This is a genomic window from Streptomyces griseoluteus (assembly GCF_004784465.1).
Classification (GTDB): domain Bacteria; phylum Actinomycetota; class Actinomycetes; order Streptomycetales; family Streptomycetaceae; genus Streptomyces; species Streptomyces griseoluteus.
In genome coordinates this window covers 276,910-295,373 of sequence record NZ_SRRU01000003.1, presented here as the reverse complement: position 1 = coordinate 295,373, position 18,464 = coordinate 276,910, and the positions used below count along the sequence as shown (strand labels likewise).

Here is an 18,464-nt window from a genome sequence, read left to right as displayed (position 1 = left end):
CCTCCATCCGGTAAGCAGTACCCGACGCTGTGAGAACGGGCGCGGGCCCATCGGCACACACGGCCCTGCTGTCCCGTGGAACGACCGGGAAAACGTCCCTCCGGAGTCCGGGCCCGGTGCCTTCGTCCAGCCTTCCACCCCCATTCGGGACCGCGCAACGGCAACGCTGGGTAGCGGGCGAGAGGCGGCCGCCGACCCGCCGCGCCACCTGGTTCCGTCATGGTCTGGTGGACCGGCCCTCACCCGTGCCAGGAACGCCAGAGCGCCGCATAGGGTCCGTCCGCCGCGACCAGGTCGTCATGGCTGCCCAGCTCGCTGATGCGGCCGTTCTCGACGACCGCGATCACATCGGCGTCATGGGCGGTGTGCAGGCGGTGGGCGATGGCGACCACCGTGCGCCCGTCTAGGACACGGGACAGCGAACGCTCCAGGTGTCGGGCGGCGCGCGGATCGAGGAGCGAGGTCGCCTCGTCCAGCACCAGCGTGTGCGGGTCGGCCAGCACCAGCCTGGCGAGCGCGATCTGCTGGGCCTGTGCCGGGGTCAGCGGCAGACCACCGGATCCGACCTCGGTGTCCAGCCCCCCGTCCAGCGCACGCGCCCAGGTGTCCGCGTCGACCGCGCCCAGTGCCGCCCACAGCTCGGCGTCGCGTGCCTCGGTGCGGGCCAGCAGAAGGTTGTCCCGCAGGGAACCGACGAAGACGTGGTGCTCCTGGTTGACAAGGGCGACATGCGAACGGACCCGTTCGGCCGGCATCCCGGACAGCTCGGCGCCGCCCAGGGTGACATGGCCGTCCCGAGGTGCGTAGACACCGGCGAGCAACCTGCCCAGCGTGGACTTGCCCGCGCCCGAGGGGCCGACCAGCGCCAGCCGGGTGCCCGGCGCGACCTGGAGGGAGACATCGCGCAGCACGTCGACGCCCTCGCGGTAGCCGAAGCGCACCCGGCCGGCGTCCACGTCCCGCCCGTCCGGCACCAGCGACGCGTCACCGGCGTCCGGCTCGATGTCCCGTACGCCGACGAGCCGGGCCAGCGACACCTGGGCGACCTGCACCTCGTCGTACCAGCGCAGGATGAGATTGATCGGGTCGACCAGCATCTGGGCGATCAGCGCGCCCGTGGTGAGCTGTCCCACGTCCATCCAGCCCCGCAGGACGAAGACCCCGCCGACCATGAGGACGGAACCCAGCACGATGATGTGAACGGCGTTGATCACGGGAAACAACACCGAGCGCAGCCACAGTGTGTACTGCTCCCACGCGGTCCATTCCCTGATTCGCCGGTCCGAGAGAGCGACGCGGCGGGCGCCGAGGCGGTGGGCCTCGATGGTGCGGCCGGCGTCCACGGTCTCGGCGAGCGACGCGGCGACGGCCGCGTATCCGGCGGCCTCCGAGCGATAGCCGGAGGGGGCGCGCTTGAAGTACCAACGGCACCCGGCCACCAGCACCGGCACCGCAAGCAGGACGGCGGCCGCGAGCGGCGGGGCCGTGACGACGAGGCCGCCGAGCAGCAGAAGCGCCCACACGACACCGATCGCCAGCTCGGGAACGGCCTCCCGCATGGCGTTGGAGAGACGGTCGATGTCGGTCGTGATGCGGGAGAGCAGGTCGCCCGTCCCGGCCCGTTCCAGCACACCCGGTGGCAGCCGGACCGAACGGACGAGGAAGTCCTCGCGCAGATCGGCCAGCATCTGCTCCCCGAGCATCGCGCCGCGCAGCCGCACTTGCAGCGTGAAGAGCGCCTGCACGGCCGACGCGAGCACGAAGAGACCCACGGTCAGACCCAGCCGGAGATCGGAAGCCCGGTCGGCGACGCGCTCGACCAAGCCGCCGAGCAGGTACGGACCCACCATGGACGCCACGACCGCGACGGTGTTGACGCCGATGAGCAGCAGGAAGGCCCGACGATGACGGCGGAACAGCTCCGCCACATAGGCGCGCACGGTCGACGCCGCGCCGACGGGCAGGGTGGTGGCGGTCGTCGGGGCCGCCGGGTCGTAGGCCGGTGGCGCTACGCCGATCATGCGCTCTCCTCGATCTCTTCGAGCGGTTCGAGAGCGCCCGGGAGAGGGGCTCCGTCGGAGGTGGCCGGTCGTTCCGGCGGGGGAGGCGGGGCTGCGGTTTCCATGGCGCCTGACTCGCGCTGCTCGGCCTCGGTCTCGCGCGTCACGACGGCGCGGTACCGGGGTTCGGTACCGATCAGCTCGCGATGCTTGCCGGTCGCCGCGACCGCGCCCTCGTGGAGGAAGACGACCTCGTCGGCGCGGTCCAGCAGCAACGGTGAGGAGGTGAGCACCACGGTCGTACGGCCCGAGCGCAGCCGGCGCAGCCCGTCCGCGATCCTCGCCTCGGTGTGCGAGTCCACGGCGGAGGTCGGTTCGTCCAGGACCAGGACCTCCGGATCGGCGACGAGGGAGCGGGCCAGGGCGAGACGCTGGCGCTGGCCGCCGGACAGGGAGCGTCCGCGCTCGGTGATCTGTGCGTCCATCGGGTCGGACGCGTCCAGCGACCCTTGCACCAGGGCCTCCAGCACGTCCGCGCACTGGGCCGCCCTCAGGGCGTCCTCGGCGCGGACGGTGCCGGAGGCGGGCACATCGAGCAGTTCCCGCAGGGTGCCGGACAGCAGCACCGGGTCCTTGTCCTGGACCAGGACGGCGGTGCGGGCCTGGTCCAGAGAAAGCTCGTCCAGCGGCACGCCGCCGAGCAGGACCGACAGACCGGGCTCGGGGGCGTGCCCGCCCAGGCGATCCGCGAGGCGCCCTGCCATGTCGGGGTCACCGCACACCACTGCGGTGAATCCATGCGCGGAGACGCGCAAACCGGTAGCCGGATCGAACAGGTCGCCGCCCGGCAGCTCGGCCGCGCGCGAGCCCTCGGTGTCCGTGAGGCGTTCCAACGACAGCACCCGCGCGGCCCGTTGGGCGGAGGGCCGGGAGAAGGAGTACGCCATGGCGATCTCCACGAAGTGCCGCAGCGGATAGTTCACGATCATGACCGCGCTGTAGACGGTGACCAGCTCACCGACCGTGATGCGGCCCTCGCGGGCCAGTTGGACGCCGCGCAGGACGACCACGATCAACAGCAGACCCGGCAGCAACACTTGAAGGGCCGAGATGACCGACCACATCCGGGCGCTGCGCACGGCGGCGTGGCGTACCTCCTGCGAGGCGCGGCGGTAGCGGTCGAGGAACAGGTCCTCGCCGCCGATGCCCCGCAGCACCCGCAGTCCGGCCACGGTGTCCGAGGCCAGTTCGGTCGCGCGACCGGCCTTCTCGCGCTGAACGTCGGCGCGGCTGGTGGCCCTGGGCAGCAGCGGAAGCACCGCGAGCGCGACCACCGGCAGGCCCACGGCGACAACGACGCCGAGGGCCGGCTGGTAGATCAGCAGTGCGACGCAGACCACCGCGACCGTCAGCGCGGCCGCGGTGAAGCGGGACACCGCCTCGACGAACCATCCGAGCTTCTCCACGTCACCTGTTGAAACGGTGACCACTTCGCCGGCCGCGACCCGTCGGGTCAGGGCGGAGCCGAGGTAAGCGGCCTTGCGCGCCAGGAGCTGCTGGAGCCGCGCGGCCGCCGTGATCCAGTTGGTGACGGCGGCGCGGTGCAGGAAGGTGTCGCCCACCGCGATCGCGGTTCCGCACAGCAGCATCAGGCCGCCCGTCAGGGCGAGTCGGCGGGCGGATCGGTCGACGGCCGCCTGAACGGCCAGGCCGACGCAGAAGGGCAAGGCGCAGACCGAGGCGAAGTGGAGCATGCCCCACAGCAGTGCCCTGCACTGGCCGCCCAGCTGATTGCGGCCGAGCCACCACAGCAGGCGGGGGCCGGACCGCGCGTCGGGTACGCCTGGATCTGAGTACGGAAGGTCTTGGATCTGCATGGCGTCCCAGTGGCTCGTGTCAGGGAAGGGCATGCTGCGACGACACCCGGAGGCGGCGGCAAGCCGTGAAAGGTTCGCCTTGCGCGGAGGTGAATTTCAAACGGTTTTTCCGGTGTGGCCCGACCCGCACCGAGTTCCGGCCACGCCCCGCCGCCCCGCTACGCCCGGTCCGACGCCGGGCGGATGGCGGGGGAGCCGGGCGGAGGATTCACCGCGTCGGGGTGTCGCCGTCGACCAGGGTGTCCAGCAGGACACCGAGCACCTGCCGCTCCTTCTCGGTCAGGGGGGCGAGGATCTCCTCGGCCGCGGAACGGCGTGCTCCGTGCAGTTCGCTCAGGGTGGCGCGACCCTCGTCCGTCAGCTCGATCCGGGTGACCCTGCGGTTGGAGGGGTCCGGCACCCGGCGGACCTTGCCGTGTGCCTCCAGGCCGTCGACCAGGGTCGTCACCGCACGCGGCACCACTTCGAGGCGCTGGGCGAGGTCGGCCATGCGTGGCGGCGAGTCGTAGTGCGCGAGGGTGCGCAGCAGGCGGGACTGAGCGGGAGTGACGCCGAGATCACGCCATTCGAGGTGGCGCTTCTGGATGCGGTGCACCCGGCGGGTCAGCCGCAGCAACTGCTCGGCGAGCACGCCCTCGGGATCTGGGGTCGACATGTGGGAACAATATCAGGACGCCATTCATTGTGAGTGAAGGTAACAATGAGCTATGCTCAATGAACCAGAGTCGGCCGTCGTCGGTCCGGCCCTTCTCGCTTTCCTAGGAGTCCTTTGAACCTCGAACGAGAAACGTCCTGGACGCCGCCACCCGACACCGGGGAGCAACCCCGGCAGGTGCGCCGCATCCTCAAGCTCTTCCGTCCCTACCGTGGCCGGCTCGCCGTCGTCGGCCTGCTGGTCGGCGCCTCCTCGCTCGTCTCGGTGGCCACACCCTTCCTCCTGCGCGAGATCCTCGACGTAGCGATCCCGCAGGGCCGCACCGGACTGTTGAGCCTGCTCGCGCTCGGCATGATTCTGAGCGCGGTCCTCTCCAGCGTCTTCGGCGTCCTCCAGACGTTGATCTCGACCACGGTCGGCCAGCGCGTCATGCACGACCTGCGCACCGCCGTCTACGGCCGCCTTCAGCGGATGTCCCTCGCCTTCTTCACCCGCACCCGCACCGGCGAGGTGCAGTCCCGCATCGCCAACGACATCGGCGGGATGCAGGCGACCGTCACCTCCACCGCCACCTCTCTCGTCTCCAATACCACCAGCGTGGTCGCCACGATCGTGGCGATGGTCGCCCTCGACTGGCGGCTCACGCTCGTCTCGCTGGTCCTGCTCCCGGTGTTCGTGTGGGTCAGCCGCCGGGTCGGGGACGAGCGCAAGAAGATCACCACCCGGCGGCAGAAACAGATGGCCGTCATGGCCGCCACCGTCACCGAGTCGCTGTCGGTCAGCGGCATCCTGCTCGGCCGCACCATGGGCCGCTCCGACTCGCTGACCGCCGGCTTCGCCGAAGAGTCCGAGCGCCTGGTCGATCTGGAGGTCAGGGCGAGCATGGCGGGCCGCTGGCGCATGGCTGTGATCACCATCGTCATGGCGGCGATGCCCGCGTTCATCTACTGGGCCGCGGGTCTGGCCCTCCAGTTCGGCGGTCCGGAGGTCTCGCTGGGCACGCTGGTCGCCTTCGTCTCGCTGCAGCAGGGCTTGTTCCGGCCTGCGGTGAGCCTGCTGTCCACCGGCGTCCAGATCCAGACGTCCCTCGCGCTCTTCCAGCGCATCTTCGAGTACCTCGACCTGCCCATAGACATCACCGAGCGCGAGGACCCCGTCCACCTGGGCGAGGTCAAGGGTGAGGTCCGCTTCGAGGGGGTCGAGTTCCGGTACGACGACAAGAGCGGCCCGGTCCTCGACGGCATCGACCTCACCGTGCCCGCCGGGGGCAGTCTCGCCGTGGTGGGGCCGACCGGTGCCGGCAAGTCGACGTTCGGCTGCCTGGTGCCCCGGCTGTACGACGTCACCGGGGGCCGCGTCACCGTGGACGGGGTGGACGTCCGTGACCTCGACTTCGACACCCTCGCCCGCGCGGTCGGCGTCGTCGCGCAGGAGACCTACCTCTTCCACGCCTCCGTCGCCGACAACCTCCGCTTCGCCAAGCCCGACGCCACCGACGACGAGCTGCACGCGGCCGCCCGCGCCGCCCAGATCCACGACCACATCACCGCCCTGCCGGACGGATACGAGACGATCGTCGGCGAACGGGGGCACCGGTTCTCCGGTGGGGAGAAACAGCGTCTGGCCATCGCCCGCACCATCCTGCGCGATCCGCCTGTGCTCATCCTGGACGAGGCGACCAGCGCCCTCGACACCCGGACGGAGGCGGCGGTCCAGGATGCGATCGACGCCCTGTCGGCGGACCGGACCACGATCACCATCGCCCACCGGCTCTCGACCGTCCGGGACGCCGACCAGATAGCCGTCCTCGACTCCGGCCGGGTCGCCGAACTGGGCACGCACGACGAACTGCTGGAGCGCGACGGACGCTACGCGGCACTCGTGCGCCGGGACGCTCAGCTCGAACCCAGCGGCGGACGTGCCGTCATGACGGGCGATCAGGAGCCGACAAGCTGACGATATGTCGGGTTTACGGCAATATGCGTATTACCGTGCCCGCATGCAGACGAAGACTCGGTCATGGAGCATGATGCGGCTGACGCGCCGGGGCAGGCTCGCCCTCGTCGGGGTCGGCGCCGTCCTGGCCGGCACCGCCGTGGTGGTGCCGCTGAGCCTGGGCGGATTCGGGGACGACGAACCCACCACCCTGGTCATCCCGGAGGGCTGGCGCGCGAGCCAGATCTACGACGCGATCGACAAGGCGCTCGCCTTGCCGCCCGGCAGCGCCCAGAAGACCGTTGCCACGGCGGGGCTCAAGCTGGAGTCCGCTGCCGACGGCAACCCGGAGGGCTATCTCTTCCCGGCGACCTACACCCTCACCGACGACACCACCGCCGAATCGCTGCTCCGCCAGATGGTCGAGACGGCCAACCGAAGGTTCAACGGCGCACCGGTCGCGGCCGGAGCGCAACGGAACGCGATGAACGTCTACGAGGCGGTCACCGTCGCGAGCATCGTGCAGGCCGAGGCGGCCACCAAGAGCGACATGGGGAAGGTGGCCCGCGTCGTCTTCAACCGGCTGGAGCGCGGGATGCCGCTTCAGATGGACTCGACCCTCAACTACGCCCTGAAGCGCAACACCATCCACACCAGCATCAACGACACCCGGATCGAGAGCCCGTACAACTCCTACCAGCGCATGGGGCTGCCGCCGACGCCGATCGACAACCCCGGTGAGGACGCGATGCGGGCGGTGACCAACCCGCCGAAGGGGGACTGGTTGTACTTCGTCACTGTCAAGCCCGGCGACACACGCTTCACCGCTGACTACACCCAACATCTTCGGAACGTGGCCGACTTCAATGCCCAGCAGAAGGCCGAGACCCGTCCGGGCACGCGGTCCGGAAGCCACGGTCCGGTCACCCCGCCGCCCCAGTGAGCGGCCGGGGCGGCCAGGGGTGAGCGCGGCCCGGAGGGCTCAGCGGCCGCGGGCGACCAGGAGCGGGGCCCGGCGCCCGGTGACCCGGGACGCGGTGTCGGGGGACAGCAGCCCACGGGCGGCCAGTTCGGGGATCACGCCCTCGCCGAACCAGTACGCCTCCTCCAGGTGCGGATATCCGGAGAGCACGAAGTGTTCGACGCCGAGGGTGTGATACTCCTCGATCCGGTCGGCGACCTCCGCGTGGCTGCCGACCAGGGCGGTGCCCGCGCCACCCCGGACCAGTCCGACGCCCGCCCAGAGGTTGGGGTAGATCTCCAACTGGTCGCGGGAGCCGCCGTGCAGTTCCAGCATCCGCCGCTGGCCGACCGACTCGCTGCGTCCCAGGGCCGCCTGGGCGGCGGCGATGGTGTCGGAGTCCAGGTCGTCGAGGAGCCGGTTCGCCGTCGACCAGGCGTCGGCGGAGGAGTCGCGGGAGATGGTGTGCAGCCGGATGCCGAACCGGACCGTGCGCCCCTCCCGTTCGGCCAGTGACCGAATCCAGTCGATCTTCTCCTTCACCTGGGCCGGCGGCTCACCCCAGGTCAGATACACGTCCGCGTGGCGGGCGGCCACTGGACCAGCGGCCTGGGAGGAGCCGCCGAAGAAGATCTCCGGCACCGGGTCCGGCGGGAGGGAGGTGAGGCCGCCGTCCACGTCGTAGTGGGCGCCGTGGAAGTCATACGGCTCGCCCTGCCAGACGCCGCGTACGACGGACAGGAACTCGCCGGTGCGTTCGTAGCGCCGGTCGTGGTCGAGGTGGTCGCCGAAGCGGCGCTGTTCGGCGGAGTCGCCGCCGGTGACGACGTTGAGCAGGAGCCGTCCGCGGGTGAGGCGCTGGTAGGTCGCGGCCATCTGCGCCGCCAGGGTGGGCGAGAGAAGGCCGGGGCGGAAGGCGACCAGGAACTTCAGGCGTTCGGTGTGCTGGGCGAGGGCCACCGTGGTCAGCCAGGCGTCCTCGCACCAGGTACCGGTCGGGGTGAGCACCGCCTCGAAGCCCAGTTGCTCGGCCGCCTTGGCTATCTGTGCCAGGTACTCGATGTCGGGGGTACGCAGGCCGCGGGTCTCGCGGCCGATGTTGGAGCCGTAGGCGTGCCGGTCGAGGAGGGTGCGGCCGTCGCCGCCGGTCGGCAGGAACCAGTGGAGTCGTACGGTCATGAGGGGGCCTCCCGTGTCAGTGCTTGGCCGGAGTGGTGGAGGGCGGCAGGTCGCCGTTGAAGCGCGCGTCCACGAAGTCTCCGAAGTCGACCTTCTTCGGGATGAGGTTCAGCTCGGTGAACGTGTCGGCGATCCGCTGCTCGGAGGCGACCAGGGGCTTGTCCACGGCGACGGCGACACGGGTGGCGTTGGTACGGCGTACGGAGGCGAGCGCCACGTCGTACGGCAGCCCGGTGTCCTTCGCCCACACCTTCGCCCACTCCGCCTGGTGGCCGTGCACCCAGTCCTGCGCGCGCCGCAGCCGGGCCAGGTAGTCCTTGACGGCGGCGGCCTTCTCGGGGTTCCGCAGCGCGGCGGGCGAGGCGACCTGGAAGGAGAGGCCGTTGGTGACACCGTCGCCGGTCGTGAGTACCCGGCCCTGCTTGCCCTGGAGAACCTGCGAGGTGTACGGGTCCCAGACCGCCCAGGCGTCGACCTTGCCGGAGTTGAACGCGGCGAGCGCGTCGGCCGGCTGAAGGTACTTCACCTTGATGTCCTTCAGGTGGAGCCCGGCGGCTTCGAGGGAGGCGACCAGTTGGTAGTGGGCGGAGGAGCCCTGGGCGACGGCCACGGACCTGCCCTTGAGCTGCTTCGGACTGGTCAGCTTGGAGTCGTTGCGGACGAGGATGGTGTCGCCTCGGGACCTGCCGTGCCAGGCGGCCACGACCGAGATCTTGGAGCCGGCGCCCGCCGCGAAGACGGGCGGGGTGTTGCCGACGCCTCCGACGTCCACGGCCCCGGCGTTGACCGCCTCCAGTAGGGGCGGCCCGGAGGTGAAGGTCGACCACTTGATCCGGTAGTCCAGGTTCTTCAGCTCCCCGGCGGCCCGCAGGATGGCCTCGGAGCCGCCCTTCTGGTCGCCGACGGAGAGGGTGACGGAGCCCGAGCCGTCGATCCGCGCGCCCGTGTCGGCGGCGGAGTCCCCACCGCAGGAGGTGAGCAGCAGGGCCAGAGGGAGGAGCAGCGCTGAGGGGACCAGGAGTCGTCGCATGAAGGTTCCGTTCATGGTGCGGAGGTCATGGTGGGGAGGTCACGATGCGAGGGTCATGGGGCGAGCGAACGAGGGAGGGTCAGGCCGCTTGGGCCGCCGGTGTGACACCGAGGCGGCCCAGCAGATCGGCGCGGATCGCGGCGAAGCGGGGGTCGGTGAGTTCGCGGGGCCGGTCGAGTTCGACGCGCTGCTCGTGCGCGATGCGGCCGCCGTCCATCACCAGGACGCGGTCGGCGAGCAGTACGGCCTCCTCCACGTCGTGCGTGACGAGCAGGACCGCGCAGCCCCGGCGCTGCCACAACTCGCCGACAAGACGCTGGGCGTTGATGCGGGTCAGCGCGTCCAGCGCGCCGAACGGCTCGTCCAGCAGCAGGAGATCGGGTTCGCGGACCAGGGCACGTGCGAGGGAGACGCGCTGGGCTTCGCCGCCGGAGAGGGTCTTGGGCCAGGCGTTCACCCGGTGGCCGAGCCCGACCTCCTCCAACGCCTGCTCAGCCAGGGCGCGTTCGGGCTTGCCGGGCAGACCCAGCAGGACGTTGCGCCACACCCGCTTCCAGGGCATGAGCCGGGGTGCCTGGAAGGCGACCCCGCGGCGGCGGGGGACCATCACCGTGCCGTCGATGTCCCGGTCGAGCCCGGCGAGCACCCGGAGCAGCGTGGACTTGCCGCAACCGCTGCGGCCGAGCAGGGCGACGAACTCGCCCGGTGCGAGGTCCAGATGGAGGTCGTCGACGACGGCGCGGCCGTCGAACGCACGGGTCAGCCCCTCGACGTGGACGGCCTGGGCGACCGGGGTGGCCGCGGGGCTCACCGGCCCGTGAACGTCGGTCGCCATCGCAGCAACAGCCTTTCGAGGGAGCGGACGATGAAGTCGGCGAGGAGGCCGAGGAAGGCATAGACGATGAGGCAGACCACGATCACGTCGGTCCGCAGGAAGTCGCGGGCCTGGACCATCAGGAAGCCGATGCCGGAGTCGGCGTTGACCTGTTCGGCGAAGACCAGCGCGAGCCAGGCGATGCCGAGGGAGTAGCGCAGACCGGTGAGTGCGCCGGGCAGGGCGCCCGGCAGCACCACATGACGGACCAGACCCCAGCGGGAGAGCCCCAGAGATTCGCCCGCCTCGATGAGTTGGGTGTCGACACCGCGAATGCCCGCGTAGACGTTCAGGTAGAGCGGGAAGGTCACGCCCAGCGTGATGATGGCGATCTTGGGGGTCTCACCGATGCCGAACCAGATGATGAAGAGCGGGATCAGTCCCACGAACGGCACCGTGCGCAGCATCTGCACAGGGGCGTCGACGACATCCTCGCCGATGCGGAACAGCCCGGATATCAGGGCGAGTCCGGTGCCGACGACGGTGCCGAGGACCAGTCCGGCGGCGACGCGGCGCAGGGAGATGCCCATCGCGGAGGGCAGCGAACCGTCGGCTATCAGGTCACCGGCGACCTGGGTTATCCGTCCAGGGGAGGCGAGCACATCGGGTGCCAACGCGCCGGTTGAACTGAGCACTTGCCACAGCACGAGGAGGGTGAGCGGGCCGGTGGTGCGGCGCAGCCAGCGGGGGAGCCGGCTGCGCCGGGAGGAGGCGGGGACGAGGCGCTGCAGGGTGGGGGAGGCGGGCGGCTTGGCGGTGCCCGCCGCGTCGGATGGATGCGGTGGGGCATGGCTGATGCTCATGGGTGCTCCACACGGTGGAGAGCGGGAACGAGGGTGCGCCCGTCACCGCCACGGCGCCCTCGGCTCAGCGGAGGGTCACGTGCGGCGGGCGGGGAACGCGAGGCGGCCCGGGGAAAGGGCGGAGGTGGAACGAGAGAAAGGCGTCAGCGGCCGGGGCGACACGCGGCGGAGGCCACCCGCAGCAGGTCGATGTGACCGCGCGTGGTGAGCAGGGCTGAACGCGACATGCCGGTGAACGTAGCCAGGCGGGCGTTCGCCGGTCAACGGTGTCTCGGTCAGTGGACTGCCAGTGTCGGGAACAGTCGTGCCGGAAGGCGTGAAGCGTGAACGGTGGGTGAGGATGGAGACATGTCAGATGCCTTCACCACGCGCGTGCTCGACGTCGCCACCGGGTCCCGTGAGCGGGTCGTGGACCTCACTCAGGAGTGCGAACACTTCCTGGGCGAGGTCGCGGCGGGCCGCGACGGCCTGCTCAACATCTTCGTCCCCCACGCGACCTGCGGCGTCGCCGTCATCGAGACCGGCGCCGGCAGCGACGACGACCTGCTCACCGCCCTGCACACCCTGCTCCCGGCCGACGACCGCTGGCAGCACCGCCACGGCAGCCCCGGTCACGGCCGCGACCACGTCCTCCCGGCGATCGTCCCGCCCCACGCCACGCTGCCCGTCATCGGCGGCAGCCTGGAGCTGGGCACGTGGCAGTCGGTGTGCCTGGTGGACACCAACAGGGACAACCCCAGCCGTCAGGTGCGGCTGAGCTTCCTCGGCCAGTGACTCGCTTCGGCCCTGAACTGAGGGAACGCGTGCGCGTCACCGGTGAGTTGCACCGGACGTGGTTCACGGGACCGCCGGCCCGGGCCAGTGGCTGACGCGACTTTGCCGATCCTTTACAACCCCTGCTGAGCCTGTCTCGTCTCTTCGCTCGATTCATCACGCAGCCGTCCCGGCCACCCGCCGGACCGGCCGACGAAAGAGAGCGATACATGCGCCGAACAGTCCTCAGTGCCACGGCAACCGCGTGCGTCGCCGTGCTGGCGAGCACGGTGCCCGCGTTCGCCGCCGGGGCGAACTCGTCCCCCACCCCCCGCCCCGTCGGCTCCGCACCGTCGGCCCGGCCGAGCGCACCGGCCAGTGCGGAGCCGAGTGCGGTTCCCACCCGGATGCCGGGCCGGGCGGCCACCCCCGTGCCGTCCGTCGCGCCGGGCGAGGGACGCGGCCAGGTCGGCGTCGTACCGAGTGGCGCGCCCGACACCGGCGTGGCCACCGGCTCCGCCGGCACCGACTCGGGCTCCGACGGCATGCTGATCGGCGGCAGTTCCGCCGGTGCGCTCGCGGCGGGCGGCGCGGTGGTCTTCCTCGTACGCCGCCGACGGGCGACCGGGGCATGACCCACCTCTCCAGGCGCGTGTTCGTCACCGCGGCGGCGGCCTCGCTGCTCGTGAGCTGCGCCGAGCACGGCGGTGACGGGGCATCTGCCGCTCGCCCCCGTGGTACGCACGTGACACCCCACCCCTCCGCCGGTTCGTCGAATGCGTCGGCCGCGCCAAGCGGTTCGGTCCCGGTGCGCCTGCGGATTCCCGGGATCGGCGTCGACACCCCGGTCATGCGGCTCGGGCTGGCACAGGACGGCAGCGTCCAGGTGCCCCCGATCACCGCGCGCGACCAGGCGGGCTGGTACCGGAGTTCCCCGGCGCCGGGACAGACCGGCCCGTCGGTGATCCTCGGTCATGTCACGGTCGGCCCCTACGGGGACGGCGTCTTTCGCCGGCTCGACCGGCTGCGCCGGGGCGACGAGATCACCGTGCGCCTGGAGAACGGCACCTCGGCCGAGTTCACCGTCACCTCCGTACGGACCGTCGCCAAGGCCGAGTTTCCTACCGAGGCGGTGTACGGGGACGTCGACCGGCCAGAGTTGCGACTCATCACCTGCGGCGGCCCCCGTACCGGCGACGGCTATCTGGACAACGTGATCGTCTTCGCCGCGTCGCACACCACGCGTCGCTGACCGGTCGTCACCCGCCTCGGTCCCGGGCCGACGGAACGTACGCCGTGGAGCGTACGGCCTCGGTCCGGGGTCTTCCCCACGGGTAGCCTCGCGCAGCCGGGCGCCAGTAGTACCCCCACCCCCAGGAGAGTGTTGAAACGGTCCCGTGAGAAGGCGGCAGCAGAACTGTTCGCCGCTCTCTACCCGCGCCTGGCCGGCTGGTGCCGCCGTCTGGTTGACGACGACGAGACCGCCCACGAGATCGCCTCGGAGGCGTTCACCCGCCTCTGGGCCCGCTGGACGTCAGTGTCGGAGCCCCGGGGCTTCCTCTACGTCACGGCCGCCAACATCGTCCGCGACCACTGGCGCCGCCTGGAGCGCGAACGCAGGGCCATGCGCCGCGCCACCGTGGAGGCATCCGTCCTCCCGCCCACCGAGCAGAACGACCCGTCGGTCCGTCTGCTCGTCCAGGCGCTCCCCGAACGACTGCGCATACCGACCCTCCTGCACTACTACGCTGACTTGCCGATCCGGGAGGTGGCCGTGCTGACCGGGCGCAAGGAAGGGACCGTCAAGGCCGACCTGCACGCGGCCCGTGAACTGCTCCGCGCCCACCTGAGGAGAAGCCTTGATCGCATTCAGTGACGAGGGTCCGGACTTCGAACCCGAAGACCCCCTCCTCGTCATGCGGCCCCCGCACGAACACCTCGCACCCCCGCCGGGCCGGTACGAGGAGATCCGCCGCGGCGCGACCCGCCGCCGCATCCTGCGCACGGCTGTCGTAGCCAGTGCGACCTGCGCGGTCGCCGCCCTACTCGCCGTGCCCTTCCTGCGCGGCGCACTTCAGGACCCCGCCCCTCGGACGGTCCCCCTCGCTCCGCCCCCCGCGAGCAGCCCCACGACCCGGCCGACCCCGGCCGAGTCCGCCCCCGTGCCTCTCTCCCCACGCCCCGACGCCCGCTCCTCGGCCAGTACGCCGACCGCGCCGGCCCGTCCGCCGGCAGCCACCGCCTCGCCCTCGGCCGTCCCCTCGTCCACTCCTACGGAGCGCCGGCCGTTGCTCCCCACCACCCGCCCGCCCACGGCGGCACCGTCGACCAACCCGACGCGCTCCCGAGCCACGACGTCCGCTGCGAGGTGACCTGCTACTACGGCGCGGGGCGGAGGCTGCCCCACTGTCCGTCACGTCTCACGACGGGCCGGCCGTGACGACCGTGCGCCCCACCGAAACCGTCAGGCCGCTGCGTTCGGCCGAGGTGCCGCGGACAGGCTCTGCTTGACGTACCGGCTGGTCTCGTCCGCGAGGATCTCGGGCCGGCCGGTCTCGATGCCGTGCAGGGCCTAGGCCGCGACGTCGGCGGCGGCGACCTTCTGATCGGCGGGCACACCGGAGGCCATGTCCGTGTCCATGTAGCCGACGTGCAGCGCCGAGACCGCGATGCCGCGGGGCGCCAACTCGTCGCGAACGGCGTCGGTCAGCGCCCAGGAGGCGGCCTTGGACGCGGCGTAGGAGCCGAGCGCTGCCGGGTGGAGCCAGGACAGGACGGACAGGACGTTGAGCACGGCGCCGCCGCCGTTGCCCTCGATGACGGGGACGAAGGACCGGGTCGCGGCGAGCAGGCCGAAGAAGTTGGTCTCCATCTCCCGGCGGACCTCAGCCGTCTCGCCCCCGATCAGCGACGCGCCGGTGGAGATGCCCGCGTTGTTGATCAGCAGTGTCGTGTCGGACGCCGTGCGCGCGGCCTCCCGTATCGAGGCCTCGTCCGTGACGTCCAGCCGCAGCGGGACGGCGCCCGGCACGTCGACCGTCTCGGGGCGTCGGGCCGCGGCGTACACCTTCGCGCCGCGCTCGACGAGCTGGGCCGCCAGGTGTCGCCCCAAGCCTCGGTTGGCGCCGGTGACGACCGCGACCGCGTTCTTCAGTTCCATGCTCGCTCCTGGGTGCGGAGGGCGCCGTCGGCACCCGTTCCGGCAATAGATTATGAGTGAAATCTAAGCACGGGTCTATGATAGATGCCAGTCGACATCCAAACGGGAGGTGTTCATGGGTCGCGTATCGCAGGCGCAGGCGGAGGAGAACCGCAGACGGGTGGTGGAGACCGCGTCCCGGCTGTTCCGGGAGCGGGGTACGCAGGTCAGCGTCGCCGACGTGATGGCGGCGGCCGGTCTGACACACGGCGCCTTCTACAAGCAGTTCGCCTCCAAAGAGGCGCTCGTCGACGAGGTCACCGCCTACGCCTTCGCCGAGCTGGCCCAACGCCACAGTGCTGGGGTTGACCGGTCCGACGGTCAGCGCGCCGCCGCCCAGCAGTCGCTGATCGACACCTACCTCTCCGTCGAGCACCGCGACGATCCGGCGGACGGCTGCCCGGTCGCCGCGCTCGCCACCGACATCGCGCGGGACGGCGGTGGGGACGATGCTCGTCGCGTCTACGCGGAGGGGGTGGCCGAGTTCGCCGATTTCCTGGACGGTCCCGACCAGGATGGCATCCTCCGGCTCTGCACGCTGTTCGGCGCGTTGGTCCTGTCCCGGGCCACCAAGGGTTTCCCGCTCTCCGAGGACATCCTCGCCGCCGCGCACGCGGCCCTGACCGAACCACGCTGATCAAGACGGGAGGCAGGGGTTCTTCGCTTTCGCACAGGTTGGCGTCCCGTTCAGGTGTCGCCCCGGGCGACGGTGTCGGCCGGCCAGTTGGCTGCGCGTCGTCGAGGCGCGGGCCACCCGCGCGGACTGATCGGTCGATGGGCTGGGCGTCATGCCTGCCGGCCCGAACGGCCGGGCCCGTTCTGATGACCGCTCACCGAAGCCGTCCGACTCTCTGCCGGTCACCCGTGTCGCCAGGCCCTACCGCCTTGCGGTTAGCTTGTGCGGACAGGTGGTCAGGTCCGTGGTGGCAGAGGTGTTCGTGGAGAGCGGGAAGTCGGGAGCGGTGTCGCTGCGCGAAAGTGATCCGGCCGAGATCGGCGGTTACCCCCTGGAGGCGCGGCTCGGCTCGGGTGGCATGGGCACGGTCTTCCTGGCCCGTACCGCCTCGGGGCGGCCGGTCGCCGTCAAGCTGATCCACCGGCACTTCGCGGAGGACGACGAGTTCCGCATCCGTTTCCGGCAGGAGGTGGCGGCGGCGCGGCGGGTGAGCGGCGCGTTCACCGCCGCCGTGGTCGACGCCGATCCCGAGGCCGAGCAGCCGTGGATGGCGACGGCCTACATCGAAGGGCGCACGCTCGCCCAGCACTGCGCCGCAGAGGGCCCGTTGAGCGGGGCGAAGCTGCGGAATCTCGCCATCGGGCTGGCCGAGGCGCTGCGCGACATCCACCGGGCCGGTGTCGTCCACCGCGACCTGAAGCCCTCCAACGTCGTCCTCTCACCCGAAGGCCCGCGCGTCATCGACTTCGGCATCTCGCGTGCCGTGGACCAGGAGACGCTCACGATGACGGGGCGGATCATAGGTACGCCGCCCTTCATGTCGCCGGAGCAGTTGCAGTCGCCGCGCGACGTGGGGCCGCGGTCGGACGTCTTCTCGGTGGGCACCCTGCTGGTGTACGCCGCGACGGGCCGCGGGCCCTTCGAAGCCGACAGCCCCTACCTGATGGCCTATCAGGTGGTGCACGAGGAGCCGTCGCTCGGCGCCGTGCCGGAGGCGCTGCGCGCGGTCGTCGAGCCCTGTCTGCACAAGGAACCGGGGGAGCGCCCCTCCTCGGACGAACTCCTCGTGCTGCTGCGGAACCTGCCGGTCGACCTCGGCGGGACCGAGGCGGACGGATTCGGCGCCGTCCGGCCCGGTGACATGGTCACCCAGCACCTCTCCCCGACGCCGGCCACGGCTGCCCCGACCGTCGAACCTGCCGGTCCCGGCGCGGGGAAGACCCTCAGCGGTCGCCGCCTGCGTCACCGATGGCGGCCCGCCCTCGCGGTCGCCGTCGCGGTGGCCGCCATCGGCGGGGCTGTCGCCGCGCTGAACGCGGTCCGCTCCGGGAGCGACGGCGACCAGGGCAGGAGTGTCGCGGCGCCGGGTGCCGCCCTCCCGTACGGCTTCAAGCCCTGGCACAAGGCCGTGCTGGGCGGCCGGGAGGACATCCCGGACGAACTGCGCTGCGTCGCGCGCGGGGACGCGGTGTACTGCGGGGGCGGCGGTGTCGTCGCGGCCCGTCTGCGGGCCCGCGACGGCTCGCGGGTGTGGACCGTGAAGAGTCCGGGCGTCCCTGCCCAGGGCGTGCACCTGGTGGGCGCGACCAGCAACACGGTGCTCGGCTACCGCATCGCCGCCCAGGACGACCCGAAGTCCCCTCTCACCGAGGTGGTGGCCGTCGACGCCAGGACGGGCCGCGAGCTGTGGTCGGTGCCGTCCGGCGCGCAGTCGCAGGCCGTCACGGGCCGGACCCGGGACGCCGTCGTGTTCGGCTCCGACGTGGTGACGGTCGACGGGTCCGACTCCCGCCTGGAGGCGCGGGACACACGCAGCGGTGCGGTCCGCTGGACGACGCCGTTTCCCGCGGGCGCGCAGTGCGCTCCCGTCCCCGCCGGTCCGCGCCTCTTCGCGATGTGCGCGACCGACGAGGAGGTGGACGCCGTGGTGGTGCTGCACCCCACGCTGTACGAGGTCGACCGGGCTACGGGGCGACTGGGCGCGCCTCTCGCGGTCGACGGCCCCGCCGTGCCGATGGGCGTCGCGGGCGGCAGGCTCGTCCTTCTCCGGGAGCACCTGGAGGGAGTCGCGTCGGACGGGTACGACGGGGTGGTGCGGGTCGACCCGGCGGCGCGGAAGGTCACGTACTCCCGGTTGGCCAGGACGTACGCGGGGACACCGGGCATGGCGGACGGCACCGTCTATGTGAGCGGGCAGACCGGTCTGATCACGGCGATCGACCCCTCGACCGGCCGGAGGAGGTGGTCACGCCAGACCGCCGTGGAGGGCACGTCGGGGCCGGTGGCGGGAGGCGGAGCGCTGTACTTCAGCTCGGCCACCGGCCGGGTCGTCGCCCTGTCACCGCACGACGGCACACCCCTGTGGACGACCGGGCCGCACGCCGACGGGCTGACCGGTGAGCAGGGGGCGAGCCCGCGCGTGACCGTCGCCGGACGTGCGGTGATCGTGGCCGCGGCGAACAACACGCTCTTCGCCTTCGACACGCACAAGCCGCCGAAGACGGGCTGACAGCCTGGCCCGC

At 71.5% G+C, this 18,464-nt stretch carries 16 protein-coding genes and 1 pseudogene; 8 read left to right on the top strand and 9 right to left on the bottom strand.

What is annotated here, in order from left to right; genetic code table 11:
• Nucleotides 1-239: 239 nt before the first annotated feature.
• From E5082_RS10160 to E5082_RS10150, 3 genes are all read right to left on the bottom strand, one after another.
• Nucleotides 240-2,021: an ABC transporter ATP-binding protein gene (locus E5082_RS10160; RefSeq protein WP_135790953.1), complete on the bottom strand. Its 1,782-nt coding sequence runs from the start codon at nucleotides 2,019-2,021 to the stop codon at nucleotides 240-242.
• Nucleotides 2,018-3,877: an ABC transporter transmembrane domain-containing protein gene (locus E5082_RS10155; RefSeq protein WP_135791215.1), complete on the bottom strand. Its 1,860-nt coding sequence runs from the start codon at nucleotides 3,875-3,877 to the stop codon at nucleotides 2,018-2,020. The genes E5082_RS10160 and E5082_RS10155 overlap by 4 nt, the downstream gene beginning before the upstream one ends.
• A 208-nt stretch (nucleotides 3,878-4,085) precedes the next feature.
• A complete protein-coding gene (locus E5082_RS10150) occupies nucleotides 4,086-4,532 on the bottom strand; it encodes a MarR family winged helix-turn-helix transcriptional regulator (protein ID WP_135790952.1) in 447 nt (148 codons plus the stop codon).
• Between the two features lie 114 nt (nucleotides 4,533-4,646).
• Between E5082_RS10150 and E5082_RS10145 the strand changes: the two genes are divergently transcribed.
• On the top strand, nucleotides 4,647-6,488 hold the full coding sequence (locus E5082_RS10145) for an ABC transporter ATP-binding protein (protein ID WP_135790951.1): 1,842 nt from the start codon (nucleotides 4,647-4,649) through the stop codon (nucleotides 6,486-6,488).
• Between the two features lie 43 nt (nucleotides 6,489-6,531).
• Complete coding sequence (gene mltG / locus E5082_RS10140; RefSeq protein ID WP_135790950.1) at nucleotides 6,532-7,410, top strand: endolytic transglycosylase MltG; 879 nt, start codon at nucleotides 6,532-6,534, stop codon at nucleotides 7,408-7,410.
• Nucleotides 7,411-7,449: 39 nt separating this feature from the next.
• On the opposite strand, the gene E5082_RS10135 is transcribed toward mltG, so the two are convergent.
• The 5 genes from E5082_RS10135 to E5082_RS33675 all read right to left on the bottom strand — a co-directional run bounded on the left by E5082_RS10135 (nucleotide 7,450) and on the right by E5082_RS33675 (nucleotide 11,541).
• Nucleotides 7,450-8,607, bottom strand: coding sequence for an LLM class flavin-dependent oxidoreductase (locus E5082_RS10135; protein ID WP_135790949.1), 1,158 nt, complete (start codon nucleotides 8,605-8,607; stop codon nucleotides 7,450-7,452).
• Between the two features lie 16 nt (nucleotides 8,608-8,623).
• A complete protein-coding gene (locus tag E5082_RS10130; protein WP_190045254.1) occupies nucleotides 8,624-9,637 on the bottom strand; it encodes an ABC transporter substrate-binding protein in 1,014 nt (337 codons plus the stop codon).
• Nucleotides 9,638-9,716: 79 nt separating this feature from the next.
• Entirely contained in the window at nucleotides 9,717-10,472 is a 756-nt protein-coding gene (locus E5082_RS10125) for an ABC transporter ATP-binding protein (RefSeq protein WP_135790947.1), read from the bottom strand.
• Complete coding sequence (locus E5082_RS10120; protein ID WP_135790946.1) at nucleotides 10,445-11,314, bottom strand: ABC transporter permease; 870 nt, start codon at nucleotides 11,312-11,314, stop codon at nucleotides 10,445-10,447. Before E5082_RS10120 ends, E5082_RS10125 begins: the two co-directional genes overlap by 28 nt.
• Nucleotides 11,315-11,457: 143 nt before the next feature.
• On the bottom strand, nucleotides 11,458-11,541 hold the full coding sequence (locus E5082_RS33675; RefSeq protein ID WP_343235472.1) for a putative leader peptide: 84 nt from the start codon (nucleotides 11,539-11,541) through the stop codon (nucleotides 11,458-11,460).
• 121 nt (nucleotides 11,542-11,662) lie between these two features.
• On the opposite strand from E5082_RS33675, the gene E5082_RS10115 reads away from it, so the two are divergent.
• The 4 genes from E5082_RS10115 to E5082_RS10100 all read left to right on the top strand — a co-directional run bounded on the left by E5082_RS10115 (nucleotide 11,663) and on the right by E5082_RS10100 (nucleotide 13,943).
• Nucleotides 11,663-12,088, top strand: coding sequence for a YjbQ family protein (locus E5082_RS10115; protein ID WP_135790945.1), 426 nt, complete (start codon nucleotides 11,663-11,665; stop codon nucleotides 12,086-12,088).
• Nucleotides 12,089-12,297: 209 nt separating this feature from the next.
• On the top strand, nucleotides 12,298-12,702 hold the full coding sequence (locus E5082_RS10110) for a Tat pathway signal sequence domain protein (RefSeq protein WP_135790944.1): 405 nt from the start codon (nucleotides 12,298-12,300) through the stop codon (nucleotides 12,700-12,702).
• Nucleotides 12,699-13,319: a class F sortase gene (locus tag E5082_RS10105; RefSeq protein WP_135790943.1), complete on the top strand. Its 621-nt coding sequence runs from the start codon at nucleotides 12,699-12,701 to the stop codon at nucleotides 13,317-13,319. The genes E5082_RS10110 and E5082_RS10105 overlap by 4 nt, the downstream gene beginning before the upstream one ends.
• 132 nt (nucleotides 13,320-13,451) lie before the next feature.
• Nucleotides 13,452-13,943 (top strand): RNA polymerase sigma factor, encoded by a 492-nt coding sequence (locus E5082_RS10100; protein WP_135790942.1) that lies wholly within the window; start codon nucleotides 13,452-13,454, stop codon nucleotides 13,941-13,943.
• A gap of 588 nt (nucleotides 13,944-14,531) precedes the next feature.
• Here the strand turns inward: E5082_RS10100 and E5082_RS10090 are convergent.
• Nucleotides 14,532-15,227: pseudogene (locus E5082_RS10090) on the bottom strand (SDR family oxidoreductase).
• A gap of 115 nt (nucleotides 15,228-15,342) precedes the next feature.
• On the opposite strand from E5082_RS10090, the gene E5082_RS10085 reads away from it, so the two are divergent.
• Nucleotides 15,343-15,903, top strand: coding sequence for a TetR/AcrR family transcriptional regulator (locus E5082_RS10085; protein WP_135790941.1), 561 nt, complete (start codon nucleotides 15,343-15,345; stop codon nucleotides 15,901-15,903).
• Between the two features lie 325 nt (nucleotides 15,904-16,228).
• Nucleotides 16,229-18,451: a serine/threonine-protein kinase gene (locus tag E5082_RS10080; protein WP_135791214.1), complete on the top strand. Its 2,223-nt coding sequence runs from the start codon at nucleotides 16,229-16,231 to the stop codon at nucleotides 18,449-18,451.
• Nucleotides 18,452-18,464: the final 13 nt, after the last annotated feature.

Coding starts and splice junctions, on each gene's coding strand:
- E5082_RS10160 (WP_135790953.1), bottom strand. CDS start 2,021: ATGATCGGCGTAGCGCCACCGGCCTACGACCCGGCGGCCCCGACGACC.
- E5082_RS10155 (WP_135791215.1), bottom strand. CDS start 3,877: ATGCAGATCCAAGACCTTCCGTACTCAGATCCAGGCGTACCCGACGCG.
- E5082_RS10150 (WP_135790952.1), bottom strand. CDS start 4,532: ATGTCGACCCCAGATCCCGAGGGCGTGCTCGCCGAGCAGTTGCTGCGG.
- mltG (WP_135790950.1), top strand. CDS start 6,532: ATGCAGACGAAGACTCGGTCATGGAGCATGATGCGGCTGACGCGCCGG.
- E5082_RS10135 (WP_135790949.1), bottom strand. CDS start 8,607: ATGACCGTACGACTCCACTGGTTCCTGCCGACCGGCGGCGACGGCCGC.
- E5082_RS10130 (WP_190045254.1), bottom strand. CDS start 9,637: ATGCGACGACTCCTGGTCCCCTCAGCGCTGCTCCTCCCTCTGGCCCTG.
- E5082_RS10125 (WP_135790947.1), bottom strand. CDS start 10,472: ATGGCGACCGACGTTCACGGGCCGGTGAGCCCCGCGGCCACCCCGGTC.
- E5082_RS10120 (WP_135790946.1), bottom strand. CDS start 11,314: ATGAGCATCAGCCATGCCCCACCGCATCCATCCGACGCGGCGGGCACC.
- E5082_RS33675 (WP_343235472.1), bottom strand. CDS start 11,541: ATGTCGCGTTCAGCCCTGCTCACCACGCGCGGTCACATCGACCTGCTG.
- E5082_RS10115 (WP_135790945.1), top strand. CDS start 11,663: ATGTCAGATGCCTTCACCACGCGCGTGCTCGACGTCGCCACCGGGTCC.
- E5082_RS10110 (WP_135790944.1), top strand. CDS start 12,298: ATGCGCCGAACAGTCCTCAGTGCCACGGCAACCGCGTGCGTCGCCGTG.
- E5082_RS10105 (WP_135790943.1), top strand. CDS start 12,699: ATGACCCACCTCTCCAGGCGCGTGTTCGTCACCGCGGCGGCGGCCTCG.
- E5082_RS10085 (WP_135790941.1), top strand. CDS start 15,343: ATGGGTCGCGTATCGCAGGCGCAGGCGGAGGAGAACCGCAGACGGGTG.